The sequence below is a fragment of the Lentzea sp. NPDC092896 genome, from assembly GCF_044754905.1.
Classification (GTDB): domain Bacteria; phylum Actinomycetota; class Actinomycetes; order Mycobacteriales; family Pseudonocardiaceae; genus Lentzea.
In genome coordinates this window covers 1-26,747 of record NZ_JBIVPX010000018.1, presented here as the reverse complement: position 1 = coordinate 26,747, position 26,747 = coordinate 1, and the positions used below count along the sequence as shown (strand labels likewise).

Annotated in this window: 22 protein-coding genes; 11 read left to right on the top strand and 11 right to left on the bottom strand. The window is 68.5% G+C overall.

The window, feature by feature from the left end:
- Position 1 precedes the first annotated feature (1 nt).
- Genes ACIQF0_RS46790 through ACIQF0_RS46780 form a run of 3 tightly spaced genes read right to left on the bottom strand, consistent with a single transcriptional unit; the run spans position 2 to position 2,610 of the window.
- Positions 2-958, bottom strand: coding sequence for a methyltransferase domain-containing protein (locus ACIQF0_RS46790; protein ID WP_401041394.1), 957 nt, complete (start codon positions 956-958; stop codon positions 2-4).
- On the bottom strand, positions 948-1,727 hold the full coding sequence (locus ACIQF0_RS46785) for an enoyl-CoA hydratase-related protein (RefSeq protein WP_360048724.1): 780 nt from the start codon (positions 1,725-1,727) through the stop codon (positions 948-950). The genes ACIQF0_RS46790 and ACIQF0_RS46785 overlap by 11 nt, the downstream gene beginning before the upstream one ends.
- 55 nt (positions 1,728-1,782) lie before the next feature.
- Positions 1,783-2,610: an ABC transporter ATP-binding protein gene (locus tag ACIQF0_RS46780; protein ID WP_401041392.1), complete on the bottom strand. Its 828-nt coding sequence runs from the start codon at positions 2,608-2,610 to the stop codon at positions 1,783-1,785.
- Positions 2,611-2,714: 104 nt separating this feature from the next.
- Between ACIQF0_RS46780 and glgX the strand changes: the two genes are divergently transcribed.
- The 4 genes from glgX to ACIQF0_RS46760 all read left to right on the top strand — a co-directional run bounded on the left by glgX (position 2,715) and on the right by ACIQF0_RS46760 (position 7,209).
- On the top strand, positions 2,715-4,829 hold the full coding sequence (glgX, locus tag ACIQF0_RS46775; RefSeq protein ID WP_401041390.1) for a glycogen debranching protein GlgX: 2,115 nt from the start codon (positions 2,715-2,717) through the stop codon (positions 4,827-4,829).
- A 244-nt stretch (positions 4,830-5,073) separates the two neighbouring features.
- The gene (locus ACIQF0_RS46770; RefSeq protein ID WP_401041389.1) at positions 5,074-5,661 is read left to right on the top strand and encodes a cysteine dioxygenase; all 588 of its coding nucleotides are present in this window, start codon (positions 5,074-5,076) and stop codon (positions 5,659-5,661) included.
- Entirely contained in the window at positions 5,658-6,047 is a 390-nt protein-coding gene (locus tag ACIQF0_RS46765; RefSeq protein ID WP_360048719.1) for a rhodanese-like domain-containing protein, read from the top strand. The genes ACIQF0_RS46770 and ACIQF0_RS46765 overlap by 4 nt, the downstream gene beginning before the upstream one ends.
- Positions 6,048-6,087: 40 nt before the next feature.
- Complete coding sequence (locus tag ACIQF0_RS46760) at positions 6,088-7,209, top strand: hypothetical protein (RefSeq protein WP_401041387.1); 1,122 nt, start codon at positions 6,088-6,090, stop codon at positions 7,207-7,209.
- Between the two features lie 79 nt (positions 7,210-7,288).
- Here the strand turns inward: ACIQF0_RS46760 and ACIQF0_RS46755 are convergent, their stop codons facing one another.
- The 5 genes from ACIQF0_RS46755 to ACIQF0_RS46735 all read right to left on the bottom strand — a co-directional run bounded on the left by ACIQF0_RS46755 (position 7,289) and on the right by ACIQF0_RS46735 (position 13,238).
- Positions 7,289-7,612, bottom strand: a complete 324-nt coding sequence (locus tag ACIQF0_RS46755; protein ID WP_093592931.1) for a hypothetical protein — start codon at positions 7,610-7,612, stop codon at positions 7,289-7,291.
- A 244-nt stretch (positions 7,613-7,856) separates the two neighbouring features.
- Positions 7,857-8,405, bottom strand: coding sequence for a hypothetical protein (locus ACIQF0_RS46750; protein WP_360048713.1), 549 nt, complete (start codon positions 8,403-8,405; stop codon positions 7,857-7,859).
- Between the two features lie 300 nt (positions 8,406-8,705).
- Positions 8,706-11,294: an alpha-glucan family phosphorylase gene (glgP, locus tag ACIQF0_RS46745; RefSeq protein WP_401041385.1), complete on the bottom strand. Its 2,589-nt coding sequence runs from the start codon at positions 11,292-11,294 to the stop codon at positions 8,706-8,708.
- Positions 11,295-11,370: 76 nt separating this feature from the next.
- Positions 11,371-11,565, bottom strand: coding sequence for a hypothetical protein (locus ACIQF0_RS46740; protein WP_401041383.1), 195 nt, complete (start codon positions 11,563-11,565; stop codon positions 11,371-11,373).
- A gap of 98 nt (positions 11,566-11,663) precedes the next feature.
- Entirely contained in the window at positions 11,664-13,238 is a 1,575-nt protein-coding gene (locus ACIQF0_RS46735) for a protein kinase (RefSeq protein WP_401041382.1), read from the bottom strand.
- A gap of 240 nt (positions 13,239-13,478) precedes the next feature.
- On the opposite strand from ACIQF0_RS46735, the gene ACIQF0_RS46730 reads away from it, so the two are divergent.
- The 5 genes from ACIQF0_RS46730 (at position 13,479) to ACIQF0_RS46710 (ending at position 22,277) form a co-directional block, all read left to right on the top strand.
- Positions 13,479-15,455 (top strand): alpha-1,4-glucan--maltose-1-phosphate maltosyltransferase, encoded by a 1,977-nt coding sequence (locus ACIQF0_RS46730; RefSeq protein WP_360048706.1) that lies wholly within the window; start codon positions 13,479-13,481, stop codon positions 15,453-15,455.
- Positions 15,456-15,487: 32 nt separating this feature from the next.
- Complete coding sequence (treS, locus tag ACIQF0_RS46725) at positions 15,488-17,296, top strand: maltose alpha-D-glucosyltransferase (protein ID WP_360048704.1); 1,809 nt, start codon at positions 15,488-15,490, stop codon at positions 17,294-17,296.
- 8 nt (positions 17,297-17,304) lie between these two features.
- Positions 17,305-18,615 carry an aminoglycoside phosphotransferase gene (locus ACIQF0_RS46720; protein ID WP_360048702.1) on the top strand — a complete coding sequence of 437 codons (1,311 nt, stop codon included), beginning with the start codon at positions 17,305-17,307 and terminating at the stop codon, positions 18,613-18,615.
- 3 nt (positions 18,616-18,618) lie between these two features.
- Positions 18,619-20,787, top strand: a complete 2,169-nt coding sequence (gene glgB / locus ACIQF0_RS46715; protein WP_401041379.1) for a 1,4-alpha-glucan branching protein GlgB — start codon at positions 18,619-18,621, stop codon at positions 20,785-20,787.
- A gap of 119 nt (positions 20,788-20,906) precedes the next feature.
- A complete protein-coding gene (locus ACIQF0_RS46710) occupies positions 20,907-22,277 on the top strand; it encodes a neutral zinc metallopeptidase (protein WP_401041377.1) in 1,371 nt (456 codons plus the stop codon).
- Positions 22,278-22,329: 52 nt separating this feature from the next.
- Here the strand turns inward: ACIQF0_RS46710 and ACIQF0_RS46705 are convergent, their stop codons facing one another.
- Genes ACIQF0_RS46705 through ACIQF0_RS46695 form a run of 3 tightly spaced genes read right to left on the bottom strand, consistent with a single transcriptional unit; the run spans position 22,330 to position 24,082 of the window.
- Entirely contained in the window at positions 22,330-23,037 is a 708-nt protein-coding gene (locus ACIQF0_RS46705) for a hypothetical protein (RefSeq protein WP_401041376.1), read from the bottom strand.
- Entirely contained in the window at positions 23,034-23,501 is a 468-nt protein-coding gene (locus tag ACIQF0_RS46700) for a DUF6114 domain-containing protein (protein ID WP_401041374.1), read from the bottom strand. Before ACIQF0_RS46700 ends, ACIQF0_RS46705 begins: the two co-directional genes overlap by 4 nt.
- Positions 23,492-24,082, bottom strand: a complete 591-nt coding sequence (locus ACIQF0_RS46695; RefSeq protein WP_330272932.1) for a DUF6230 family protein — start codon at positions 24,080-24,082, stop codon at positions 23,492-23,494. The genes ACIQF0_RS46700 and ACIQF0_RS46695 overlap by 10 nt, the downstream gene beginning before the upstream one ends.
- A 183-nt stretch (positions 24,083-24,265) precedes the next feature.
- Here ACIQF0_RS46695 and ACIQF0_RS46690 point away from each other — a divergent pair, with 183 nt between their 5' ends.
- Positions 24,266-25,708, top strand: coding sequence for a neutral zinc metallopeptidase (locus ACIQF0_RS46690; RefSeq protein WP_401041372.1), 1,443 nt, complete (start codon positions 24,266-24,268; stop codon positions 25,706-25,708).
- A gap of 32 nt (positions 25,709-25,740) precedes the next feature.
- Positions 25,741-26,535, top strand: coding sequence for a helix-turn-helix domain-containing GNAT family N-acetyltransferase (locus ACIQF0_RS46685; protein WP_401041371.1), 795 nt, complete (start codon positions 25,741-25,743; stop codon positions 26,533-26,535).
- Positions 26,536-26,747 lie beyond the last annotated feature (212 nt).

Genomic DNA, 26,747 nt, shown 5'->3' with positions numbered 1-26,747 from the left:
CTCAGGAAGTCTTCTTACCGGTGATCGACACGTTGTAGAACACCTCGCGCGGCAGCACCTTCGAGAGGACGTTCTGGTCGACCCACGAGAGGTTCTGCCAGGTGCGGTAGGCGAACATCGCCCACCCGAAGCCCAGCTTCTCGCGCGGCACGGCGGCCTCGAACGTGCGCACCGGCCAGCCGAACAGAGCCGCGGACAGCTCGTCGGTCACCGCGTGCACCGACACAGCGCCCGCACGACGAGCAGTCGCCTCGAGCTGGTCCGGGTCGAACGTGTGCAGGTCGACGACGGCCTCGAGGGCCGCCGCGCGGGAGGACTCGTCGAGCTCCTCCTGCGGACGGCGCCAGTCACCCAGCACCGGCACGGCCTTGGTGATGTTGGTGGTCAGCCACCACGTCGCCTGGCCGAGCTTGCGGGCGTAGAAGTTGCCGATGTTCGTCGGGTCGCCCGCGAACACGAACTTCCCACCGGGCTTGAGAACGCGCAGCACCTCGCGCATCGCCGCCTCCACATCCGGGATGTGGTGCAGCACCGCGTGGCCGACGACGAGGTCGAACGTGTTGTCGTCGTACGGGATGCGCTCGGCGTCGGCGACCCGGCCGTCCACGTCCAGCCCGAGGTGCGAGGCGTTGCGCAGCGCGACCTCGACCATGCCGGGCGACAGGTCGGTGACCGAGCCCTTCTTGATCACGTCGCCCTGCATGAGGTTCAGCAGGAAGAAACCGGTGCCACAGCCCAGTTCCAGCGCGTGCTCGTACGGGCCGACGTCACCCGCGGCGGCGCGGAACCGGTCCGTCGCGTAGGTGATGCAGCGGTCGTCGTACGAGATCGACCACTTCTCGTCGTACGTGCCCGCTTCCCAGTCGTGGTAGAGCACCTGCGCGAGCTTGGTGTCCTTGTAGGCCGCCTCGACCTCTTCCGCGGTCGCGTGCGGGTTGGGTGCCGGGTCAGTTGCCACTGAACTTCGCCTTTCCAGGACCGTTCTCGATGAACGACTCCACGCCCGCCTTCTTGTCCTCCGTCGCGAACAGCGCCGCGAAGAGGTGGCTTTCGAGCTTCAGACCCGACTCCAGGTCGGTGTCGAGACCACCGTCGACGGCGGCCTTCGTCGCGGCCAGCGCCAGCACGGGCCCGCCCACGAACTGCTTGGCCCACCGCACGGCCGCGGCGTACACGTCGTCAGGTGCCACGACCTCGTCGACCATGCCGATCTGCAGCGCCTCCTGGGCGCCCACGAACCGGCCGCTGTAGAGCAGGTCCTTGGTCTTCGACGGACCGATCAGCCGGGCGAGGCGCTGCGTGCCGCCACCGCCGGGGATCAGGCCGAGGAGGATCTCGGGCTGGCCGACCTTCGCGTTGTCGCCGGCGATGCGGCGGTCGCAGCCGAGCGCGACCTCGAAGCCGCCGCCCAGCGCGTACCCGGTGATCGCGGCGACCGTCGGCTTGGGCACCGAGGCCAGCGCGCCGAGAGCGTCCGACAGGCCCTTGGCCCGCAGCGTCATCTCGGCGTGGGAGATCTGCGCGAACTCCTTGACGTCCGCGCCGGCCGCGAAGACCTTCTCGCCGCCGTAGACGATGACCGCGTAGACGTCAGAACGCTCCGAGGCCTCCTTCGCGGCGGCCTGGAGCTCGGTCTGCACCTGCCGGTTCAGGGCGTTCATCGGCGGCCGCTCCAGGCGGATCGTGCCGATCCCGTCCTCGACCTCAAGCCTCACGAACTCAGCCACGCAGCCCTCCATCAGTTGTCGCGACAGCAGTGTCACGTTACCCGGCAGTAGCTTGTCAGACCTTCCGGCGGGCGAAGAAGCGGTCTCCCGCTTTCTGCAGCTCCAGGTCCTGACCGAACGTCTTCGAGAGGTTCTCCTCGGTCAGCACGTCGTCGAGCAGCCCCTGCGCCACGATCGAGCCCTCGCGCAGCAGCAACGCGTGCGTGAAGCCGGGCGGGATCTCCTCGACGTGGTGCGTGACCAGCACCATCGCGGGCGCGTCCGGGTCGAGCGCCAGCTCCGAGAGCTTCGCGACCAGGTCCTCGCGGCCGCCCAGGTCGAGGCCTGCGGCGGGCTCGTCGAGCAGCAGCATCTCGGGGTCGGTCATCAGCGCGCGGGCGATCAGCGTGCGCTTGCGCTCGCCCTCGCTGAGCGTGCCGTAGAGGCGGTCGGCGAGGTGCGCCATGCCGAGGGTGCCGAGCAGTTCGCGGGCGCGGTCCGTGTCCTGCTTGCCGTACTCCTCGCGCCAGCGGCCGAGCACCGCGTAGCCGGCGGAGACGACGAGGTCGACGACCGTCTCGTCGGGCGGGATGCGGCCGCCGAGCGCCGCGGAGCAGAGGCCGATCCGGGGCTTGAGCTCCTGAACGTCCGTTTTGCCCAGACGTTCACCCAGGAGGTGGACCTTGCCCTTGGTCGGGTGCAGGTCGGCGCTGGAGAGCCGTAGCAGCGTGGTCTTGCCGGCACCGTTCGGGCCCAGCACCACCCAGCGCTCGTCCAGCTCCACGCTCCAGTCGATGTTTCCGACCAGCGTGTTCTTCCCGCGGCGGACCGATACGCCCGCCATGTGCACGACCAGATCTGTCACGTCGACGTCCGCCACGGCTCCATTCTTCCGAACGACCATGCACGGGTCCTCCATCGGGGTGTCCCACGCACCGGGTGAGGCCGCTGGGCCGCCTGTGTGAACTCTCAAGTTTTTTGTCGGTGCCGGATGCCAAGATCGGAGGTATGGCTACGCGACCCGAGTCCGAGGTGCTGGCAGGCCGACCGTTCCCACTGGGGGCACACGCCGAAGCAGGCGGTGTCCGGTTCGCGGTGACGTCCCACGTCGCCGACGCGGTCGAGGTCTGCCTGATCGGCGACGACGGAGCCGAGAAACGGGTCGAGCTGACCGAACGGACGTTCGGCGTCTGGCACGGGCTCGTACCCGGCGTCATGCCTGGTCAGCGGTACGGGTTCCGGGTGCACGGGCCGTACGACGCGGGCCGCGGCCTGCGCTGCAACCCGGCGAAGCTGCTGGTCGACCCGTACGCGCGGCAGGTCGAGGGCGGGATCACGGACCTGAACGCCGTGCTCGGGTACGTGGGCGATCCGATGCACGGGCCGCCGTCCGCGGTCGACTCCCTCGGCAGCGTGCCACTTTCAGTCGTGAGCTCACCGGGCGGCGTGGACACGGGCGTGCGGCCCGAGGTGCCGTTCGAAGAGGCCGTCATCTACGAGATGCACGTCAAGGGCTTCACCAAGAACCACCCGGAGATCCCGGAGAAGCTGCGCGGCACGTACCTCGGGCTGGCGCATCCGGCGGCGATCGAGCACCTCACGCGGCTCGGGGTCACCACCGTCGAACTGCTGCCGGTCCAGGCGTTCCTGGACGAGCCGTCGCTGCTGAGCCGGGGCGCGAGCAACTACTGGGGCTACTCGCCGCTGGGCTACTGCGCGCCGCACGCCGCCTACGCGAGCGAACCGGGCCGCGAGATCCAGGAGTTCCGCACGATGGTCGCGGCACTGCACGCGGCGAACATCGAGGTGCTGATCGACGTCGTCTACAACCACACCTGCGAGGGCGGTCCGGACGGGCCGACCGTCTCCTTCCGCGGCTACGACGCGCCGGGGTACTACCTGCACGCCGGTGGCGGCAGCACGGTCGACATCACCGGCTGCGGCAACACGCTGGACGCCGGGTCGCCGCAGGTCGTGCGGCTGGTCACCGACTCGCTGCGGTACTGGGCGGACGAGATGGGCGTCGACGGGTTCCGGTTCGACCTCGCCTCGACCATGGGCCGTCCCGGCGGCGGGTTCTTCGACCGCGACAGCGCGTTGCTGACGGCCATCACGACGGACCCGGTGCTGTGCCGGTCCAAGCTGATCGCCGAGCCGTGGGACGCGACCGGCGACGGGTACCGCGTCGGCGACTTCGGGGTGCAGTGGGCCGAGTGGAACGGCCGCTACCGCGACACGGTCAGGGACTTCTGGCGCGGCCACACGTCCGTGCGCGATCTCGCGTACCGGCTCTCGGGGTCTTCAGATCTGTACGCGGACGACCTGCGCCGGCCGTGGCAGTCGATCAACTTCATCACCGCGCACGACGGGTTCACGCTGCGGGATCTGGTGTCGTACAACGACAAGCACAACGAGGAGAACGGCGAGGAGAACCGCGACGGCACGAACGACAACCGTTCGTGGAACCACGGCGCCGAGGGCGAGACGACCGATCCCGAGATCCTGTCGCTGCGGGCCAAGCAGGCGCGGAACCTGCTCGCGACGCTGCTGCTGTCGACCGGCACGCCGATGATGACCGCGGGCGACGAGATGTGGCGCACCCAGGGCGGCAACAACAACCCGTACTGCCTCGACAACCGCGTCTCGTGGGTCGACTGGACGGCGAGCGACGCGGGGAAGGCGTTGCTGGGGTTCACGCAACGGCTGATCGAACTGCGCGCGTCGTCGCCGGCGTTGCGGCAGCCCGAGTTCTTCGAGGGCCGCACGACGCCCAGCGGCAACCCGGACCTGGTGTGGTTCCGGCCGGACGGGCAGGAGATGGCCGAGACGGACTGGTTCGACGAAGGCCGCCGCACGCTCGGCATGTTCATCGACGGCTCGAACTGCCTGTCGCGCACACGGGACGGCGAGCTCGTGTCCGACGACTCGTGGCTGATGCTGATGCACGCCGGTGCGGACGAGATCAGCGTGACGCTGCCGCACGAGCGCTACGGGCCGTCGTACGAGCCGTACCTGGACACGACGACGACGGACGGCTCCCCCGCCAATCCCGGCTCCTTCGCGCCGCGGGACGAGGTGACGGTGGCGGCGCGCTCGTTGCTGTTGCTCCGGCTCCCGCGCTGAACTCCTTGCGGTTACTTGACTCTGTGTCCGAGGTGCTTCCGCCAAATGGACGCTCTAGCCACACTCAGAGTGCTCGTGGCACCATCACGGACGTGGTCGTCTATTGCTGGACCGACCGCACGATCGACCTCGTGCTCGTCGCGTCGTGCGGGTGTAGCTCGACGCGACGCATGCGCTGAAGAAGCGCCCTGCGTCGCGTCTTGATCGCTACCCCGTACCCGACGCGGCCTTCAGGAGCGAGTGCGTGACCTCGACGTATGCCGACCAAGATCAATTCGATCTCCACCCGGCGCTGGACAGCCAGCTGCTGCGTGACGTGATCCACCCGTCCCGGTCGCTGTGGACACCGCGCGAGCTGCGCGACCTGACCTCGTTCGTGGCGAGCGAACTGACGACCGGACTGCTCCAGATCCTCGACTACTCGCCGGAACGCCGCTGGTGGGCGCGGTTGGGCCTGACCGAGGGCGTCGAGCTGTGGCTGCTGTCGTGGCTGCCGGGTCAGGGCACCGAACCGCACGACCACGGCGGCTCGGCCGGCTCGTTCACCGTGCTGACGGGCCAGTTGCAGGAGGACTACCGCTACCCCGCGGGGCCGATCCGGTCCGCGGTGCGGGGCACCGGGGAGGCGCTGGGCTTCGGGTCCGGGCGGGCGCACCAGGTGCTCAACCCGTTCGACGGGCCTGCCGCGACCGTGCACGCGTACTCGCCGCCGCTCGTGCCGACCCGCGAGTACGCGTCGCTGCTCGACATCCCCGACTCGATCCCGCCGCTGCCCGCGCAGCGCCTGCCGCTGGCGCAGCTGCGTCAGCTGGCCGACCTGGAGGGCCCGTGAGCAACCTCGACACCATCCTCGACGAGGCGCGGTCGCACCTCAAACGGCTGGAACCGCACGACGTGCTCGCGCTGGAGGACGTGCTGGTCGTGGACATCCGGCCGGCCCACAACCGGCTGGCCGAGGGCGAGATCGAGAACTCCGTCGTCGTCGAGCGGATCGTGCTGGAGTGGCGGCTCGACCCGGACGGCGACTGGCGGCTGCCGGGCTTCACCGCCGACACGACCGTCGTCGTGGTGTGCAACGAGGGCTACTCGTCGTCGCTGGCGGCACGGGACCTGCAACGGGTCGGGCTGCCCAACGCGACGGACCTCGTCGGCGGGTACCGGGGCTGGCGCGCGGCCGGCCTGCCGATCCGCGAGGGCGGGTCGCCGCCGGTGGTCTGACGAGGGGGAACCGCTGTCCCGCCGGTAACGTCTGGTGATCGTGACAGTTGTGCGCTGGGCCGTGACCGCATTGGTGGTCGCCGGCACGATCGCCTGGACCCTCTCCGAGTTCTACCTCGGCCTCGCCGGAGCACTGGTCGGCCTGCTCGTGGAACTGACCGCGGTCCAGGCGGGCCTGGCGCTCGGCGCCGTCCTCTTCGGACTCCGGATCACGCACGTGATCATCGGCCTCGGTGCCGAGGTCAAGTCGTGGACGTGGACGCACCAGCGGGTCGTGCTGCGCGCCGTCCCCGTGCTCGCCACGATCGGCATCACCGGTCTCAAGCCGGGTGTGCGCAGGCGGACCGTCCTGACCGGAGTGTTCGCGATCGTCTTCTGCACGGCGGTCGCGGCGCTGACGTGGCTCGCGATCGGCAGCGCGTTCGGCAAGGGCATGGCCCTCGCCGCCACCGCCTGCCTCCTGACGCAGCTCGTGCCGGTCGAGAAGGCCGGCCACACCAGCCTGGGCTGGTTCGTGTTCTCGCTGCCGAAGATGACCGGACGGCCACTCGGCGAGCTGGAGGCGCGGCCGGGCGTGGCCGCCGGCATGGACGCCTATCGCCGCGGTGACCTCGACGAGGCGGAGCGGATCTACGCCGGGCTGGTGCGGGACCACCCCGAGCTGCTCACCGTCGTCGGGCTCAAGATCGTCACTGCGTGCGCCCGCGAGCGGTACCTCGAAGCGCTGCAGACGGTGATCGGGCTGACCGGTCGCGAGGACCTGAGCACGCGCGACCTGGCGTTCGTCATGGCGACCACCGCCGGCGTCGCCGTGCTGGCCGTCGAGTCGGGCCAGTTCCCGGCGGAGGTCGGGCTGGAAACGGCGCGCAGCATGTTCGGCAACGCCTACGAGGCCGGCTATCCGAAGCAGCGTGCGAACGGGACGCTGGCGATCATGGCGTTGATCGAGGGCGACACCGGGACCGCCCGGCAGCTCGCGGGCTACTCCGCCGAGTCGAGCGAGAACGCGGTGGGCCGCGCCGACGACCTGATCACCATCGCGCGGGCGTGGATGGCGGACGGCGACAACGCGAAGGCCCGCGAACTCGTGGCCGAAGCGCACGAGCTCGCGGGCTGGAGTCCGCGGGTGGCGGCGACCCGCGCCCGTCTCGAGATCAACTAGTGCCGCGAGCTGCCCCGCTGAGCGTGAACCGGCTCGTCAAGGTTTCGGGCCGCGGCACCAGCCCCTGGGTTCAGCGGAATCAGCCGGGGAAACCGGGCGAATTGTTGCCGTTCCCGCCCGAGTTGCCCGCGCCGACGTTGTTGCCGCCGCCACCGTTGCTGTTGCCGTTACCGCCGTTGTTGTTGTTTCCGACGTTGTTGCCGTTGCCTCCGATGTTGCCCGATCCGGTGACGTTGCCGTTGCCGGGAGTCCACGGGTTGTGCGACAGCGCGGTGATGGAGATCGGGCCCACCAGCTGCGTGTCCAGCACATCCCTGCTCTGGGTGGGAGCGGCCTGTGCGGTCGACGCGAACAGGCCCATGCCTGCGATTGCGACTCCGAGGACGATTGCCTTCTTGATCATCTGCGTTGTTTCCGTTCTGCTTGCAGCGGATCGAGCAATTGCAGGTTAACCACAACTTCCGCGCAGAAACGAATCGGTAGCACCATTGTGTGCTTTACCGAAAAACACTTGAACTGCGACAAATGGGTGACCGCGCAGCTCGATGCGGTTATTCCGATCCAAACGGAATACTACGCTCCGCACACACGAGAAGGGCCCGTCACCGAGACCGGTGACGGGCCCTTCTCACCCCGCGATTTTCAGATCAGCTGTTCTCGACCGGCAGTCCGGGGAGGCCGGGCAGTGAGGGCAGGCCACCGGGAGGCGCCGGCAGGCCGCACTTGCTCAGCAGGTCGGTGACGGTCTTGAGCAACGTGGTCAGCAGGCCGGTGAGCTTGCCGACGTCGGGTAGCGCACCGCCGGCGGCGCCGAGGACCGTGCCGCCGAGGCCCGCGATGGTGGAGATCAGGTTCAGCACGACCGGCAGGCACTGGTCGACCGGGCCGGTGTACTCGGCCGTCTTCACCGGTATCGGCACGCCCGGCACGCTCACCGGGGGTGTCGGCAGACAGCCTGAGCTCTGCAACGCGGTCACGAGGCCGAGAAGGTCACCGATCAACGGTGTCACGGCACCCACGTTGGGCAGAGGCAGAAGACTGCTGACGGTTTTCGTGAGTTTTCCGGCGAGGTCCTGGACGAGACCTGCGCAGGCGGCTGGGAGTTCTGGCGCGGCGGGTGACGCACTGGCAGCCGGGATGGTCGAGGCGGTGAACAGAGCTGCGACGAGCGAGAGTGCGGTAATCGTTTTCTTCACGGCTACCTTCTTCCTCAATGCGCAATTCACTTGGAGCCGCACCGGAAATCTCTCTACGAATTCAGGAGCGGTTCATTCCATGCCAAGGAGCGTAAGCCTGCACACGTGCCCCTACCAGCGGAGATCACGAATTCACCCACTCGAAAAAGGGGTCATTCGTTTGAGGGAAGCCGTAAGTCGGACACACGCCTGACGCTCGTCACGAGCAGTGAACAGGCAACAAGGAAGACGAACACATCAGGGCATCCAGCCCGCCGTTTGAAGGCGAACTGGATGCCCTGCGCTGATCTGGTAAAGCGATCAACTAGCCAGAACGACCCTGCCGAGTTCCGCAGACGTCGCCAGCAGGCCGTGCCGCGGCAGCACGCGCACGGTGTAGCCGAGCGCACCAGCGTGCGGCAGCGGCACCTCCGCCTCGTAGTTGCCGTTGCCCGCGTAGTTCATCGGCGCGGACACGATGTCCTTCAGCTCATCGGAGTCGTGCGACACCTTGCCCAGCACGACCTGGACGTCCACTTCGGACGGTTCCAGCCCGGCCAGCTCGACGCGTGCCCGCACGATGACCGGCGACCCGAGCACCGGCACGGAGGAACCGCCGAGCACCAGGTCGCTGTCGAGCACCCGCACCCGCGTCCACGACGCGCGCAGCCGGTGCCGGTAGGCGGAGAGCTCCTTGGCGCCCCGGTAGCCCTCACCGACGACGTTCTGCGCGGACGCGGCGGCCGGCGCGTAGTAGGTCTCCACGTACTCGCGCACCATGCGGGAGGCCTGCACGACCGGGCCGAGCGAGGCCAGCGTGTGCCGGACCATCGACATCCAGCGGGTCGGCACGCCGTCCTCGCCTCGGTCGTAGAACAGCGGCGCGACCTGCTGGCCGAGCAGCTCGTACAGGGCGTTGGCCTCCAGGTCGTCCCGGCGGACCGGGTCGTTGACGCCGTCCGCCGTCGGGATGGCCCAGCCGTTGGAGCCGTCGTACAGCTCGTCCCACCAGCCGTCCCGGATGGACAGGTTGAGGCCACCGTTCAACGCCGACTTCATGCCGGACGTGCCGCACGCTTCGAGGGGGCGCATCGGGTTGTTCAGCCACACGTCGCAGCCCCAGTACAGGTACCGGGCCATGGACATGTCGTAGTCCGGCAGGAACACGATCCGGTGCCGCACGCCCGCCTCGTCGGCGTAGCGCACGATCTGCTGGATCAACGCCTTGCCGCCGTCGTCCGCCGGGTGCGACTTGCCCGCCACGACGAGCTGCACGGGCCGTTCGGGGTGCAGCAGCAGCGAACGCAGCCGCTCCGGGTCGCGCAGCATCAGCGTGAGGCGCTTGTACGTCGGCACGCGCCGTGCGAAGCCCACGGTCAGCACGCCGGGGTCGAACACGCCGTCGGTCCAGCCCAGTTCCAGCGCCGACGCGCCGCGCTGCAGCCACGACTCGCGCAGCCGGCGGCGCACCTCGTCGACCAGGCGGCCGCGCAACGTCGACCGCAGCTCCCACAGCCCGGCGTCGGTGACCGGCTCGAACGCGCCGATGCCGAACCCGGAGCTGGTCTGGGTGTCCGCTTCGGACGCTCCGAGCAGCTTGCTCATCTCAGCCGCGGCCCAGGTCGGGCCGTGCACGCCGTTGGTGACCGAGCCGATCGGCACCTCGGTGCCGTCGAAGTTCGGCCAGAGGGCGCGGAACATGTCCCGGCTGACCTCACCGTGCAGTTTGGACACACCGTTCGCGCGCTGGGCGAGCCGCAGGCCCATGTGGGCCATGTTGAACATGCCGGGGTTGTCCTCGGCTCCCAGCGCGAGGATGCGCTGGGTGTTCACGCCGGGGACGAGGTTCTCGGCGCCGAAGTAGTGCTGGACGAGGTCGACGGGGAACCTGTCGATGCCGGCGGGCACGGGCGTGTGCGTCGTGAACACCGCACCGGCACGCGCGGCCGTGAGCGCCTGGTCGAAGTCGAGGCCGTCGTTGGTGATGTACTCGCGGATCCGCTCGAGGCCGAGGAAGCCGGCGTGTCCCTCGTTGGTGTGGAACACCTCGGGCTGGGCGTGGCCGGTGAGCTCGCAGAAGGTCCTGACCGCCCTGACGCCGCCGATGCCCGCGAGGATCTCCTGGCGGATCCGGTGGTTCTGGTCGCCGCCGTAGAGCCGGTCGGTGACGCCGCGCAGGTCCTCGTCGTTCTGCTCCACGTCCGAGTCGAGCAGCAGCAACGGGATGCGCCCGACCTGCGCCTTCCAGATCTTCGCGCGCAGCATCCGGTCGCCCGGCATGGCCACGTGCACCAGCAACGGCAGCCCGGACGGCTCGGTCAGCAGCTCCAGCGGCAGGCCGCGCGGGTCGAGCACCGGGTAGTGCTCGATCTGCCAGCCGTCGAGCGACAGCGACTGCCGGAAGTAGCCGGACCGGTAGAGCAGACCCACGGCGATGAGCGGAACGCCCAGGTCGGAGGCTGCCTTGAGGTGGTCGCCGGCGAGGATGCCGAGACCACCCGAGTAGTTCGGCAGCGCCTCGTGCACGCCGAACTCCATCGAGAAGTAGGCGACGCTCGTGGGCAGCGGTGTGTCCGGTGCGCCGTGCTCACGGCGCTGGGTGATCTCCTCCTGCCTGCGCTGGTACCAGCGCGGCCCTCCGACATAACGCTCCAGGTCGGAGGCGAGCGCGTGGAGCTTGAGCAGGAACTGCTCATCTCTCGCGAGTGACTCCAGCTTCCCCGCGTCTACGACGGAGAGCAGGCGCAACGGGTCGCCACCCACCTCGGACCAGACACGCGGGTCGATCGAGGCGAAGAGGTCCTGCGTGGGCGGGTGCCACGTCCAGCGCAGGTTGGTGGCGAGCGTGCTCAGCGCGGACAAGGGCTCCGGCAGGCTGGCTCGGACGGTGAACCGGCGAAGTGCTCGCATGACGAGCGAACTTACCTGCCACCCCTGAGTGCCTGACAACGTTCCCGGTCAGACCTGCAACGACTTGCAGAACCGGTCAAGACGCGGACGGGCCTTGAGCAGCCGAGACGTGCATCTCGGGCCGTTTGCCCGCGGCGCCCCGCTCGAGCACTTCGCGAAGCCTGGTTGCCAGGCCGGACACGTCGAGGGCGCCGAGATCCACCTCGACGGGCCCGGCGATCTTCAAGATCTCGGCGTCCTCGGCGGTGAGCTCCAGGTGTCCATTCCGCACTGGACGTCCTGCTCGTCCGGCTCGTAGGTCGTGCGCTGGAGCGAGAACGACCTCCGCGCACCGGAACCGTCGGTCCCGGCGTTGACGAGCCGCACCGGTCAGCCCTTCTCCTCGCCCGTGATCAGCAGCTTGGCGCCCTTCCCGGAGATCTCGAGCGTGTGCTCCTTGGTGTCGGTCTTGTTCGACTCGGCGTCGGTCAGCTGCAGCGCCGTCGTCACCGAGAAGGTGCCGTCGTCGTTGGACGTGACCACCGGGTTGCCCTGGACCGCGACCTTCGAGAACTTGCTCCAGAAGGCCTTCTCGCCCGCCAGGCCGGGTGCCTGGTCCGGGTCCCAGTCGTTGCGGGCGGCCTCGACGTTCGAGGGCAGCTTGGCGTAGTGCTGCTTCACGAAGGTGGTGACCTGGGCCGGGGTGAACTTCGTGGCCGGCGGCTTCGACGACGGCGGCTGGCTCTGGGAGGTCTGCGGCGGCGGCTTCTCGGAGGTGGCCGCGGGCTTGCTGGCCGTCGGCTTCTCGGAGGTGGGCTCCTGGGCCTGCGACGTGGTCTTCCGCGTCGTGGTGGGACCGGCGCCGGTGGTCTTGTCCTTGTCGCCCATGTTCACGATGGCGTAGGCGACGCCGGCGATCAGGAGCACGCCGAGGATCGCCGCGACGACCGCGAGGCTGCGGTTCTTCTTCGGTTCTGGCTCGGGCTCGTAGTCGTCGTAGTCGTCGTAGGTCTCGGGCAGTGGCGCGGGCGGACGGGTGCGCGGTGCCTGGGGCGGCATGGTGCGGGGCGGCGGGCCCTGCATGGTGCCCGCGCCCATCACGGCGGTGCCGGACGGCGGGGTCATCGGGCGCGGCGGGATCACCCTGGTGACCGGGACCGGGGCGCCGGACGCGATCGCCTTGAGCTCCTCGGCGGCCTGGGCGGCGGTGGGGCGCTGCGACGGCTCGTTCGCCAGCAGCCTGATCAACAGGCCGGTGAGCGGGCCCGAGCGCATCGGCGGGCGGGTCTCGCCGCGCGCGACCTTGTAGAGCAGGCCCAGGTCGTTCGTGCTCTTGCCGAACGGCGGTTCGCCCTCGGTCATCGCGTAGATCGTCGCGCCGAGCGAGAACACGTCCGACGGCGGCGCGGGCGCGGCGCCGCGGGCCAGTTCCGGCGCGAGGTAGGCGGGGGTGCCGGCGAGCATGCCGGTCTTGGTCACGGCCACGTCGCCCAACGCGCGCGAGATGCCGAAGTCCGTGATCTTGACGGTGCCGTCGCGTCCAATGAGGACGTTGCCCGGCTTGATGTCGCGGTGCACGATCCCCGCGGCGTGGGCGGCGGCCAGCGCCCCGGCGGCCAGCGAGCCGATGCGCGCGGCCTCCATCGGGGGCATCGGGCCGTTCTCCAAGATCGCGGAGAGGTTGCGGGACGGCAAATACTCCATGACCAGGCACGGTTTGCCGTCCTCGACCACGACGTCGTACACGGCGATCGCGTTCGGGTGCTGCAAGCGCGCGGCGATGCGGCCTTCACGCATGGCGCGCTGCACGGCCTCGTGGAACTCGTTCGACTGGACGTCGTTGAGAAGTAGCTGCTTGACCGCCACGTCACGGTGCAGGAACTCGTCGCGTGCCCTCCACACGACGCCCATCGCACCCGCGCCGAGCTGATCGAGCAGTACGTAGCGATCGCCAAGCTTGTTCACGCGCGCACGGTACCTGTAGCGCCCTCTTAACACGGTGAGTTGTCGGACAAGAGTCCAATGAAGAGGACGCCAAATGGAGACAACGTGGCCGAGAGACCCTGGACACGATGAGCGCTCAAGGTGTGCGATCGACAGTGGCGGGGTACGGATCTACAAGGGGTAACCCGCTGTCAGACGGCTTGATCGAGCAAGGCAGGATTACTGATTGACGCGAAGCGACACGGCGGAAGGGCGTTGCCGATGAGCGGACGACTCGGTATCGACGACGTATCCCCGGTGGTGTCGGCTGGTAGATATCCAGCCAAAGCCGTTGTGGGGGAACACATTCCGGTCCAGGCCACGGTGTGGCGCGAGGGACACGACAAACTCGCGGCCACAGTCAGCTGGCGAGGACCGAACGACCGAGTCGCTCGGCAGACCCGCATGCACGAGGTCGGAATCGGCCTCGATCGGTGGGGCGCGACCGTGGTTCCGGACCAAGAAGGCGCTTGGACGTTCCGGATCGATGCGTGGAGTGACCCTTGGGGCACCTGGAACCACGCCGTTGAGGTGAAGATCGCGGCGGGGCAAGGCCCCGGTGATCTCGCAAATGATCTCGAAATCGGTGCCCAGCTACTCGATCGGGTGGCAAGGCGACCCGATCGAAGGCAAGAGCGAGCTCTGCTCACTTCCGCGGCGACGGCCCTGCGCGACGAGGACCGGCCGCTGGCCGAACGCGTCGCGCCGGCGTTCGCGGCCGACGTGCAGAAGCTGATGTTCGAGCACCCGGTGCGCGAGCTGATCACCAAGGGCAAGACCCACAAGATCTGGTGCGACCGCAAGAAGGCGGCGTACGGCTCCTGGTACGAGTTCTTCCCGCGCAGCACCGGCGGGATCGACGAGACCGGCCAGGCGGTGCACGGCACGTTCGCCACGGCGACCAAGGAGCTCGACCGGGTCGCGGCGATGGGCTTCGACGTCGTCTACTTCCCGCCGATCCACCCCATCGGCAGGGTCAACCGCAAGGGCCCCAACAACACGCTCGTCGCGACGCCGGAGGACACGGGATCACCGTGGGCCATCGGCGCGGACGAGGGCGGGCACGACGCGATCCACCCGCAGCTCGGCACGATCGAGGACTTCGACGCGCTCGTCGCACGGGCGAACGATCTCGGCCTCGAGGTGGCGCTCGACTTCGCGCTGCAGTGCGCGCCTGATCACCCGTGGGTGCTCAAGCACCCGGAGTGGTTCACGACGCAGCCCGACGGCACGATCATGTACGCCGAGAACCCGCCCAAGAAGTACCAGGACATCTACCCGATCAACTTCGACCTCGACCCGCAGGGCCTCTACCACGAGGTGCTGCGCGTGGTCCTCTTCTGGGCCGAGCACGGGGTGCGGATCTTCCGGGTCGACAACCCCCACACCAAGCCGCCGGACTTCTGGCAGTGGCTGATCTGGAAGGTGAAGGAGGTCTACCCGGACACGCTGTTCCTGGCGGAGGCCTTCACCCGGCCGGCCCGCCTCTACGGCCTGGCGAAGCTCGGCTTCACCCAGTCCTACACGTACTTCACGTGGCGGACGGGCAAGCAGGAGCTGATCGAGTTCGGCGAGGACGTCCGCGACCACTGGGACGAGGCACGGCCGAACCTGTTCGTGAACACGCCGGACATCCTGCACGAGTCGCTTCAGCACGGCGGTCCCGGAATGTTCGGGCTCCGCGCGGCCCTCGCGGCCACGCTCTCCCCCACGTGGGGTGTGTACAGCGGCTACGAGCTGTTCGAGTACGAGGCCGTGAAGCCCGGCAGCGAGGAGTACCTCAACTCCGAGAAGTACCAGCTGCGTCCACGGGACTACGCGCGCGCACTGGCCGACGGGCGTTCGCTCGAACCGTGGCTGCGCAAGCTGAACCACATCCGCAAGGCGCATCCCGCACTCCAGCAGATGCGCACGCTGAAGTTCCAGAGCGTCGAGAACGACGCGTTGGTCGCCTTCTCCAAGCGCGACCCGGCGACGGGCGACACGGTCGTGGTCGTCGTGAGCCTCGACCCGCACAACGCGCAGGAGGGGACGTTGTACCTCGACCTGCCCGAGCTCGGATTCGACTGGCACGAACGCGTGATCGCGCACGACGAGGTCACCGGGGAGACCTGGGACTGGGGACAGGCGAACTACATCCGCCTCGAACCATGGCGTGCCACCGCGCACGTCGTCAGCCTTCAGCGGCGTTTCAGCTGATCAACCGCACAACCCCCGACGAGGTGGGAACAATGGCCGACGACTCCCGTCCCGACGCTGTACTCGGGTTGGATGGTGTCCCGCACACCGGAGAAGCCGTCAACGACGACGGTCTGCTGGTCGAGCCCCAGGCAGAGGACTTCCGGTCCGCGAGGCAGGCGAAGCCCAACCCGGACTGGTACAAGGGCGCCGTCTTCTACGAGGTCCTGGTCCGGGCGTTCAGCGACTCCAACGGCGACGGCACGGGCGACCTCAGAGGACTCGCCTCGCGCCTCGACTACCTGGAGTGGCTGGGCGTCGACTGTCTCTGGCTGCCGCCGTTCTACGCGTCGCCGTTGCGCGACGGCGGGTACGACATCAGCGACTTCCGGGCGGTGCTGCCGGAGTTCGGCACCGTCGAGGACTTCGTGTACCTCCTGGAGGAGGCGCACCGGCGCGGGATCCGGGTGATCACCGACCTGGTGCTCAACCACACCAGCGACGCGCATCCGTGGTTCCAGCAGTCGCGGCAGGACCCGACGGGCCCGTACGGCGACTACTACGTGTGGAGCGACGACGACTCGCGTTACAGCGACGCGCGGATCATCTTCGTGGACACGGAGTCGTCGAACTGGACGTACGACCCGGTGCGCGGGCAGTTCTTCTGGCACCGCTTCTTCAGCCACCAGCCGGACCTCAACTTCGAGAACCCGGACGTGCAGGAGGCGATGCTCGACACCCTGCGCTTCTGGCTGGACCTCGGCATCGACGGGTTCCGCCTCGACGCCGTGCCGTACCTCTTCGAAGAGGAAGGCACGAACTGCGAGAACCTGCCGCGCACGCACGAGTTCCTGAAGAAGTGCCGCAAGGTCGTCGACGACGAGTTCCCCGGCCGCGTCCTGCTGGCCGAGGCGAACCAGTGGCCGTCGGACGTCGTCGAGTACTTCGGTGATCAGGCCGTCGGCGGCGACGAGTGCCACATGGCGTTCCACTTCCCGCTGATGCCGCGGATCTTCATGGCGGTGCGGCGGGAGTCGCGGTTCCCGATCTCGGAGATCCTGGCGCAGACGCCGGCCATCCCGGAGAACGCCCAGTGGGGCATCTTCCTGCGCAACCACGACGAGCTCACGCTCGAGATGGTCAGCGACGAAGAGCGCGACTACATGTACTCGGAGTACGCCAAGGACCCGCGGATGAAGGCGAACATCGGCATCCGCCGCCGCCTCGCCCCGTTGCTCGAGAACGACCGCAACCAGCACGAGCTGTTCACCGCGCTGCTGCTGTCGCTGCCCGGCTCGCCCGTTCTGTACTACGGCGACGAGATCGGCATGGGCGACAACATCTGGCTGCAGGACCGCGACGCCGTGCGCACGCCGATGCAGTGGACCCCGGACCGCAACGCCGGCTTCAGCAGCTGCGACCCCGGCCGGATCTACCTACCGGTGATCATGGACCCGGTCTACGGCTACCAGGGCCTCAACGTCGAGGCGCAGCTCAACAGCTCGACGTCGCTGCTCAACTGGACGCGGCACATGATCGAGGTGCGCAAGCAGCACCACGCGTTCGCCGAGGGCGACTTCACCGAGCTCGGCGGCTCCAACCCGAGCGTGCTCGCCTACAAGCGGCAGTGGAAGCGCCCGGACGGCCGCGAGGACATCGTGCTCTGCGTGAACAACCTGTCACGCTTCCCGCAACCCGTCGAGCTGGACCTCTCCGAGCACCGCGACCACGCGCCGATGGAGCTCACCGGAGGTGTCAAATTCCCCGCGATCGGGGAACTCCCCTACCTGCTGACCCTTCCGGGTCACGGTTTCTACTGGTTCCAGCTGGTAGAGGCGGGCGACGACAGCGAGATGAGGTGAATCCCCGCGTGACCGACCCCCACGAACTAGTCGAGAAGCTGGTCGCCTCACTACCCGATCTGCTCCCGGCCGCCAGGTGGTTCGGCGGCAAGGACAAGCCGATCACGGCCGTCCGTCCACTGAGGACGACGGTGGTGGACGGCGATCTGGTGCACGTGATCTTCGAGGTCGAGCAGCCGGGCCGCACCGAGCAGTACCAGGGCGCTCTGAGTCTGAGCACCGGCGCCTGGGACGTGTTGCTCGACCCCGAGCACAACGGCGTGCTGCTCGACCGGATCGCGACCGGGCACGAGGTGGACGGCATCACCTTCGCGCACGAACCCGGCACCGAACTGCGCTCGGGCCTGCGCGGACGGCCGATCGGCGTCGAGCAGTCCAACACGTCGCTGATCTACGGCCAGCAGTACATCCTGAAGATCTTCCGCAAGCTCGCGAACGGCGAGAACCGCGACCTGACGCTGCACCGCGCGTTGCGTTCGGTCGGCTGCGAGCACATCGCGCAGCCACTGGGCGCGATCTCGACGTCGTTGAACGGCGAGCAGGTCACCCTCGCGATGCTGCAGGAGTTCCTGCCGGACGCGGTCGAGGGCTGGGACATGGCCAAGACCTCGGTGCGCGACCTGATGGCCGAGGCCGACCTGCACGCGTTCGAGGTCGGCGGCGACTTCGCCGGCGAGGCGCAACGACTCGGCCACGCGGTCGCGAAGGTGCACGCCGACCTGGCGGAGGCGCTGGGCACCCGGATCGCCGACGAGGACGCGATCTCACGCGCCATCGCCGGCATGCAACGACGTCTCGGCGTCGTGCTGGAGGCGGTGCCTGAGCTGGGCCGCCACGAAGAACCGCTGCGTGCCGCGTTCGAGGAGGCGCGCGAGCACATCGGCGCGCTCCCGATCCAGCACATCCACGGCGACCTGCACCTCGGACAGGTGCTGCGGACCGTGCACGGCTGGCTGCTGATCGACTTCGAGGGCGAGCCGGCCGCCAAGGTCGAGGACCGCCTCGCGCTGCGGTCGCCGTTGCGCGACGTGGCGGGGATGCTGAGGTCGTTCGACTACGCGGCACGGCAGCTGCTCGTCGGCCAGCCCGATGACGACCAGCTCGCCTACCGCGCGATGGAGTGGACCAAACGCAACCGGGCGGCGTTCTGCGACGGCTACGCCGAGGTGGCGGAGGACCCGCGGGACCACGTGCAGCTGCTGCGCGCGTTCGAGCTGGACAAGGCGGTCTACGAGGTCGCGTACGAGCACGCCAACAGGCCGGAGTGGTTGACGGTTCCGCTGTCGTCGATCGCCCGGATGACTTCTGGAGGAGAGTAAGCCGTGAAGGCCGACCTGGACCGACTCCTGTCAGGTGCGCACCACGACCCGCACTCGGTGCTGGGTGTGCACTCCGTCGGCGACCAGGTGATCGCGCGGGCACTGCGTCCCGGCGCGACGTCGGTCGCGGTGGCCTGGGGCGACAAGCAGGTTGAGCTGCCCCGCATCGCCGACGCGCTCTTCGAGGGCGAGCTGCCCGAGGTGCCCGGCGACTACCGGCTCCTGGTGAAGTACAACGGCGGTCCGGCGGTCGAGGTCGACGACCCGTACCGGTGGCTGCCGACCGTGGGCGAGCTGGACCTGCACCTGATCGGCGAGGGCCGGCACGAACGGCTCTGGGACGTGCTCGGCGCGCACGTCCGTTCCTACGAGACGGCTTCCGGTGACGTCACCGGCATCTCGTTCGCTGTGTGGGCGCCGAACGCGCGCGGTGTGCGCGTGACCGGTGACTTCGACGGCTGGGACGGGCGCGCGAACCCGTTGCGCTCCATGGGTTCCAGCGGCGTGTGGGAAGTGTTCCTGCCGAACGTCGTGGTGGGCTCGCGGTACAAGTTCCGCATCCTCGGCCAGGACGGCATCTGGCACGAGAAGGCCGACCCGATGGCGTTCGCCACGGAGGTGCCGCCGCAGACGGCCTCGATCGTCACGCGGTCCGAGTACCAGTGGCAGGACGCGGAGTGGGAGGCCCGGCGCGAGGCCACGCAGTGGGCGAACGCGCCGATGTCGACCTACGAGGTGCATCTCGGTTCCTGGAAGCCCGGTCTGAACTACCGGGAACTGGCCGTCGAGCTCGCGGACTACTGCGAGGACATGGGCTTCACGCACATCGAGATGCTGCCGGTGGCCGAGCACCCGTTCGGCGGGTCGTGGGGCTACCAGGTCACCTCGTACTACGCGCCGACCTCGCGCTTCGGGTCGCCGGACGACTTCCGGTACTTCGTGGACACGCTGCACCAGCGCGGTATCGGCGTGCTGGTCGACTGGGTGCCCGCGCACTTCCCGAAGGACTCGTGGGCGCTCGCGAAGTTCGACGGCACGCCGTTGTACGAGCACGCCGACCCGCGCCGCGGTGAGCAGCTCGACTGGGGCACGTACGTCTTCGACTTCGGGCGCAACGAGGTCCGCAACTTCCTCGTGGCGAACGCGCTGTACTGGATCGAGGAGTTCCACCTCGACGGTCTGCGCGTGGACGCCGTCGCGTCGATGCTCTACCTCGACTACTCGCGACCGGCGGACCAGTGGCTGCCCAACGAGTTCGGCGGCAGGGAGAACCTCGAGGCGGTGCGGTTCCTGCAGGAGCTGAACGCGACCGTGTACAAGCGGCACCCCGGCGTGGTCATGATCGCCGAGGAGTCGACGGCGTGGCCGGGCGTGACGCGGCCGACGCACCTGGGCGGGCTCGGGTTCGGCTTCAAGTGGAACATGGGCTGGATGCACGACTCGCTGCACTACCTGTCGCGCGAGCCGATCCACCGCTCGTTCCACCACAACGAGATGACGTTCTCGCTGGTGTACGCGTGGAGTGAGAACTTCGTACTGCCGCTCTCGCACGACGAGGTGGTGCACGGCAAGGGCTCGCTGTGGCAGCGCATGCCGGGTGACGACTGGAACAAGGCCGCCGGCGTGCGGTCGCTGCTGGCGTTCATGTGGGCGCATCCGGGCAAGCAGCTGCTGTTCATGGGTGGTGAGTTCGGGCAGCGGCAGGAGTGGTCGGAGTCGCGGTCCCTCGACTGGCACCTGGTCGAGCAGGAGCCGCTGCACCAGGGCATCCAGGCGCTGACGCGGGACCTGAACTCGGTGTACAAGACGGCGTCGGCGTTGTTCTCGCACGACGTCACGCCCGAGGGGTTCCAGTGGATCGACGCGAACGACTCGGCGGGCAACGTGCTGTCGTTCCTGCGGGTCGGTGAGGACGGCGCGACGCTCGCCTGCGTGGCGAACTTCTCCGGGTCGCCGCACCACGACTACCGCGTCGGCCTGCCCTCGTCCGGACGCTGGAAGGAGCTCGTGAACACCGACGCCGCGCACTACGGCGGTTCCGGTGTGGGCAACCTCGGTGGCGTCGAGGCCGAGGCCAGGCCGTGGCACGGGCGGCCGTACTCCGCGATCCTGCAGCTACCGCCGTCGGGCGTGCTGTGGCTCGTTCCTGATCCGTCAGTCGAATCCGACTGATCCAAACGGGGTGTGCCGGGCCGGTGAACCTGATCAGCCCGGCGCACGTTGCCCCTTGTATGCGCCTGACTTGGACGACTGGGACGCCCTTGAGACCGGCCGGCAGGCACAATGGGTTCATGCGGCACCGGAGCATCGCGCTGATCGTCGCCACCGCCCTGCTCGCGGTGGGCTGCACCGCCGAGATCCCAGGGCGCCCGCGTGCCGCCAAGGTGGTGAAGAAAGAGGCGTCCAGCGCCACGATCCAGGTCCGCGGCTCGGACAACGGCCCGATCGACAAGCTGGCCGCGACCGCGCTGACGGACATCGACGAGTACTGGACCGAGTCGTTCCAGTCGACCTTCAACAAGCCGTGGAAGCCGCTGAGCGGCGGTTACTTCTCGGTCGACACGGCCGACTCCACCGCGAAGCCGCCACCGTGCACGCAGAAGGCCGCGGACGTGGAGGGCAACGCGTTCTACTGCCCGGCCGCCGACGCGATCGCCTGGGACCGAGCGTCCCTGCTACCGGTGCTGCAGGACCGCTTCGGCGAGGCCGCGGTGGTCGTGGTGCTCGCGCACGAGATCGGGCACGCGGTGCAGAACCGCATGGGCATCACGCCGGAGGCCGAGCGCCGCGAGCCGGACAAGTACCCGACGATCCTCACCGAGGCGCAGGCGGACTGCTTCGCGGGCTCGTTCGTCCGCAACGTCACGGACGGCAAGTCGGCTCGCCTGGACATCAACGCGGACGCCCTGGACAAGGCGCTGGGCGCGTTGATCACGTTCCGCGACCCGGTGGGCACCTCCCCGGAGGACGAGCAGGCGCACGGAAGCGCGTTCGACCGCGTGGCGGCGTTCCAGGACGGCTACGAGCAGGGCACGAAGTTCTGCGCGGCCATGTCGGTGCAGAACCGCCAGTTCACGCAGCGCGCGTTCACCAGCGTCAAGGACCGCGCGAACGGCGGCAACCTGCCGTTCTCGGAGATGCTCGAGTCCGTGACGCCCGACCTCGACGGCTTCTTCAAGGGCCTGGCCACGACCGCGGGCAAGACCTGGCCCTCGCCGCGCGCGGAGGCCTCCCAGACCGAGCCGAACTGCTCCGGCGACCAGGGTCCCGTCGCGTACTGCCCGTCAGACAAGACCATCAAGATCGACACCAAGGACGAGCTACCGCTCCTGCACAAGGAACTCGGCGACTACGCGACGGGCACGCTGATCGCGTCCAGGTACGCGATGGCCGAACTGGCCGTGTTCGGCAAGCCGACCGAGGGTGAGAGCGCCTCCGCGGCGGCTCTGTGCCTGGCCGGGGCGTACACGGGCGCGGTGTTCCAGCGTCAGGACGGGTTCGGGCTGTCGCCGGGTGACTTCGACGAGGCCGTGACCGTGCTGCTGCAGTTCGACTACGCGGCCCGTGACGCCAAGGGCGGCAACCCGGTGGATCCCGGGTTCGAGCGCGTGGCCCGGTTCCGCGAGGGCGTGTTCGAGGGCGCGAAGAAGTGCGGCGTCTGACGGTCTTCTGAACGAGCGGAAGCCCGCACCGGCTCAGGGCCAGGTGCGGGCTTCAGCGTCTTTCGACCGGTGCCTGGTCGGACACGACCGAGATCCGCGCGCCCGGGATCTTCAGGGTGCCGCCGATCAGGTCCGTGTTGCGCACCGTGACCTCGGTGAAGGTCGCGAACGGGACGTTCAGCGGCGGCGGGTGCGCGGCCGTGTAGTCCACCGGGATCTTGATCCCGAGCAGGTCCAGGTTGCCCTTGAGCTGCACCGTGTACAGCTCGATGCGCCCCGGTGACACCGTGGACGTGCTTCCGGGCCGGGCCGCCGTGATCAGCTTGACGCCCGGTGAGATCTCGCCGGACTGCACCAGGTCCTTGATCTTCATGTCGTTGGCCGTGAACTTCAGGACCTTGACGAGCTGCCCGCTGACCAGCGCGTCGACGACCCCGACGAAGTTGAGACCGCCGAGGTCCAGCCGGGACGCCGTCAGGGTCCACTCGCGCCCTCCGGCCGCCACCGGTGCAGGGGCCGGTGGCGGTGGGGCCGGCGTCGAGGGCGACGGCTCCGCGCTGGGCGGCTGGACCGGCACGGACGACGACGCCGGCGGTGGGGTGGAACTGGTGCTCGACGCGGGTGGCTCCGGCGTGGTGCTGGTCGGGGCCGGTGAGCTGCTGCCGGGGGTGGACGACGGCGGCGGCTCGGTGCTCGACGGCGGTTGCAGCGCCAGCACCGCGACCATCGCGACGGCGGCCAGCGGCTGTGTTCGCATCATGTGGGTTGAACCCTTTGGGTCGTCTCCGGCTCAAGCTCTGGTTCCGCGGTGGCGCTCTCGCGCCTCGCCTTCTTCGACCCCTTCGCCTCCTTCGGCTTCTTGGGTTCGTCCGTCCACGCGACGGCGAGCGCGCCGCCGAGCAGACTCAGGAGGGTTCCGGCCAGGAAGCCGCCGAGGTTGGTCACGACGAGCGCGACCAGCGACAACAGCACCGTGACCAGGCCGGCCGCGAGCCGGAACTTGGGCTGCAGCCACAACGAGGCCGCGCAGATCGCCAGCAACGCGCCGATCAGCAGCGCCGAGACGCCGCCGATCGTCTTGATCGAGATGACCATGTCGCCGAGCTTCACGCCGACGAACGGCGGGAACAGGATGATCAGCGCACCCGCGGCCACGAACAGGCCGGCCCAGAAGGGCCGGCCACGTCGCCACGCGGTGAAGCCGTGCCAGATCCTCAGAAGCACTCTTGCTTCCCCTGGCGAATGGTCAGGCTCATGCCCTTGAACCTGATGGTCTGGGCCGTGGTGGCCCAGGCGGTCTGCTGCAGCGAGGTGATGTTCGCCGTGTCAGCCTGCAGTCCGAACGACCCGGGCAGGCCCCTGAGGTTGTCCGGTCCCTTCGTCACCTTGCTCGCGTCGACGCCGATCTCGGGGTTGCCGAGGACCAGGTCACCGTTGAGGTCGGTGAGGTTGACGACCAGGTTGTCGGCGGACATGCCGCCCACGCTGTCCGCCGTGATGCGCATCGTCACGTCACCGACGATCGGCATGCCCGGGACGAACACCGACTGGCAGAACTTGTCGAGCCTCGCCGTCTTGAAACCGCTGACAGCGACGACGTGCACCTTGCCGGCGCCCGCGTCCACACCGCCGAACTGGACGAATCCCTGGCCCGTCAAGTTGTCGGCGGAGACCTTGAAATTGGTGCCGGACACCGCGAACGAGGCGGCCAGCGCTCCCTGGGACATGCCGAAGAGGAGGGCACCGGCGCCGACGACCCCGATACCGAGCACCCCTACGAACCGTGCCCAGCGCGTTCTACCCATACCGCCGAACTCCTTCCACGCTGAAGGCTTACGTCGCAGGGACTGTGCGCTCCGGAACATCGGTGAGACAACGAAAACGAGTCCGCGCAGTCTTGAAATCACCCCAGGGGGTGAGAGGGTTTCACGTTTGGCCGCAGGTAGGTGCCGAACGACCCGCGAAGCCGCTTAGTAGGGTCTGACCTCATGGGATTCGGACGAATCGCCGTCGCGCTGGCCGTGACCGCTGCCTTGACCGCGTGCTCTTCCGTGGTCGAGGGCGAACCGAAGGGCGAGCGCCCCGACCCGTCCAGGGTCGCGGGCCTGGAGATCTCCAACGGCCCGTCCGGCCCCAAGCAGGGCGTGCCGGACGCGGACCTGAGCGTGGAGAACGGCGACGGCGGCGAGATGGACCGCCTGGCGATCAACACCCTCGCCGACGTGCAGGAGTTCTGGAAGTCCGAGATCCCCAACTCGTTCCCCGGCAAGACCTTCGAGCCGGTGAAGCGCGTCATCTCCTACGACTCCAACGGCAAGGGCGTCGAGGTCTGCAAGCTCAACACGACCGGCATCGCGAACGCGTTCTACTGCGCGCTGGACGACAGCATCACCTGGGACCGCGGCGAACTCCTCCCGATGCTCAAGGACTCGTTCGGCCCGATGGCCGTCGTGACGGTCCTCGCCCACGAGATGGGCCACGCCGTCCAGTACAAGCTCGGCCCGGCCTCCAACATCGGCGCCAACACCCCGTCGATCGTCAAGGAACAGCAGGCCGACTGCTACACGGGCGTCTTCATGCGCTGGATCGCCGAGAACAAGTCGAAGCACTTCGAACTCTCCACCGGCGAGGGCCTCAACCAGGTCCTGCAGACGATGTTCTTCATCCGCGACAGCGCCGGCACGTCGTTCGAGAAGCAGGGCGCCCACGGCAGCGCGTTCGACCGCGTCTCGTCCTTCCAGTTCGGCTTCACCAGAGGCGCGGCCCGCTGCGCCGAGATCAACGAGGCCGAGATCGCCAAGCGCATCACCGAACGCCCCTTCGACCTCTCCGACACCGACCAGGGCCAGGGCCGCGGCAACGCCAAGATCGACGAGGACAAGTACCTCAGGGCCCTCGAGGAATCCCTCCGCGACGCCTACAAGACGAGCGGCGCCGCCTTCCCCGCCTGGGACAAGGCCGGTATCAAACCCTGCGCGGACGCCCAGACCACCTCACCGGTCTCCTACTGCCCCGCGGTCAACCAGCTCCAGCTGGACCTCCCGTCCCTGCTGAAGATCGGCACGCCCCCGAAGAAGGGCTCGAAGGGCGGCATCGGCGACTTCGCGGCGTTCGCCGTCATCGCCTCCCGCTTCTCCCTCTCCATCCAGCACGCCACAGGCTTCAAACTGGACGACGACGCCGCAGGCCAGCGCACCGCCTGCCTGACAGGAGCCTGGGCAGGCCTCACGAACCGCCCCGACGCGGCAGCGGGCCTGCGCCTGTCCCCAGGAGACCTCGACGAGGCAGTGGCAGAACTGCTGGCAGACGACAGCCTCATCGCGGCAGACGTCAACGGCAAAGCGGTCCCCTCGGGCTTCGCCCGCGTAGAAGCGTTCGGCGACGGCTTCTTCCGAGGCCTCTCGTTCTGCGTCAAAAAGTATTCAGTTTGATTCTTCCATCGACCACCGTCGATACTTGCCGAGTGCTAACCGATGAAGCAACGACCTACGCCTCATGGTTCTCGACGCTGTCCGACCCGACCCGAGTCCGCCTGCTCCACCACGTGGCCTCGGCATCGGCCCCAGTCACCGTCGGCGAACTGACCACCTTGCTGGGCGTGAGCCAGTCCACCTGCTCACACCACGTGCGCAAACTGGCAGAGGTCGGCTTCCTCCACGTCCAGCGCGAAGGCACAACCACCCTCGTCACCGTCAACCCGGCCTGCTGCACAGGCCTCCCCCAAGCGGCAGACGCGGTGATGGGCACCCTCCCCACAGGCACGGTCCGCCCAGTACCAGGCGTGACCATCCGCCCGATGACCACAGCGGACTGGTCGGACGTCCGCCGCATCTACGGCGAAGGCATAGCCTCAGGCAACGCGACCTTCGAAACGGAAGTCCCGTCCCGCAGAACCCTGGAATCCAAGTGGCTACCGGACCACCGCTGGATAGCCGAGGTGGACGGCACAACAGCGGGTTGGGCAGCAGCCACCCCGATCTCAGCCCGCGAGTGCTACGCGGGCGTGGTGGAAACCTCGATCTACGTGGCCGACGCCTCCCAGGGCAAGGGCGTGGGCAAAACCCTGCTGCACCACCAGGTCAAGTCAGCAGACCAGGACGACCTGTGGACCCTGCAAGCAGCGATCTTCCCGGAGAACCGCGCAAGCATCGCCCTGCACCACAAAGCAGGCTTCCGCACGGTGGGCGTACGAGAACGAATCGCACAACACCACGGCGAATGGCGAGACACAGTCCTGTTGGAACGCAGACGTCCCTAGAAGCCCACCCACCCGCGAGGCCGAAGGCGAGCCGTCCACCGCCCGCGAAGCCGAAGGCGAGCCGTCTTTACCAAGCGCCCAGGGCGGTGGGGTCCCGTCACGAGTCGCGCCACAGCACTTGCTGCATGCAAGAAGGGTTGTCAAACGGACACGCTTTTCGTCCGTTTGACAACCCTTCTTGCATGTGGCCCGCTCTTGGTGCGGCTCGTGAC

Bases quoted from the DNA above. Each gene is read 5' to 3' on its own strand.
- glgX (WP_401041390.1), top strand. From the start codon at position 2,715: ATGGCTACGCGACCCGAGTCCGAGGTGCTGGCAGGCCGACCGTTCCCA.
- ACIQF0_RS46705 (WP_401041376.1), bottom strand. From the start codon at position 23,037: ATGATGCGAACACAGCCGCTGGCCGCCGTCGCGATGGTCGCGGTGCTG.
- ACIQF0_RS46690 (WP_401041372.1), top strand. From the start codon at position 24,266: ATGGGATTCGGACGAATCGCCGTCGCGCTGGCCGTGACCGCTGCCTTG.
- treS (WP_360048704.1), top strand. From the start codon at position 15,488: ATGGCCGACGACTCCCGTCCCGACGCTGTACTCGGGTTGGATGGTGTC.
- glgP (WP_401041385.1), bottom strand. From the start codon at position 11,294: ATGCGAGCACTTCGCCGGTTCACCGTCCGAGCCAGCCTGCCGGAGCCC.
- ACIQF0_RS46695 (WP_330272932.1), bottom strand. From the start codon at position 24,082: ATGGGTAGAACGCGCTGGGCACGGTTCGTAGGGGTGCTCGGTATCGGG.
- ACIQF0_RS46755 (WP_093592931.1), bottom strand. From the start codon at position 7,612: ATGATCAAGAAGGCAATCGTCCTCGGAGTCGCAATCGCAGGCATGGGC.
- ACIQF0_RS46730 (WP_360048706.1), top strand. From the start codon at position 13,479: ATGAGCGGACGACTCGGTATCGACGACGTATCCCCGGTGGTGTCGGCT.
- ACIQF0_RS46780 (WP_401041392.1), bottom strand. From the start codon at position 2,610: ATGGTCGTTCGGAAGAATGGAGCCGTGGCGGACGTCGACGTGACAGAT.
- ACIQF0_RS46710 (WP_401041377.1), top strand. From the start codon at position 20,907: ATGCGGCACCGGAGCATCGCGCTGATCGTCGCCACCGCCCTGCTCGCG.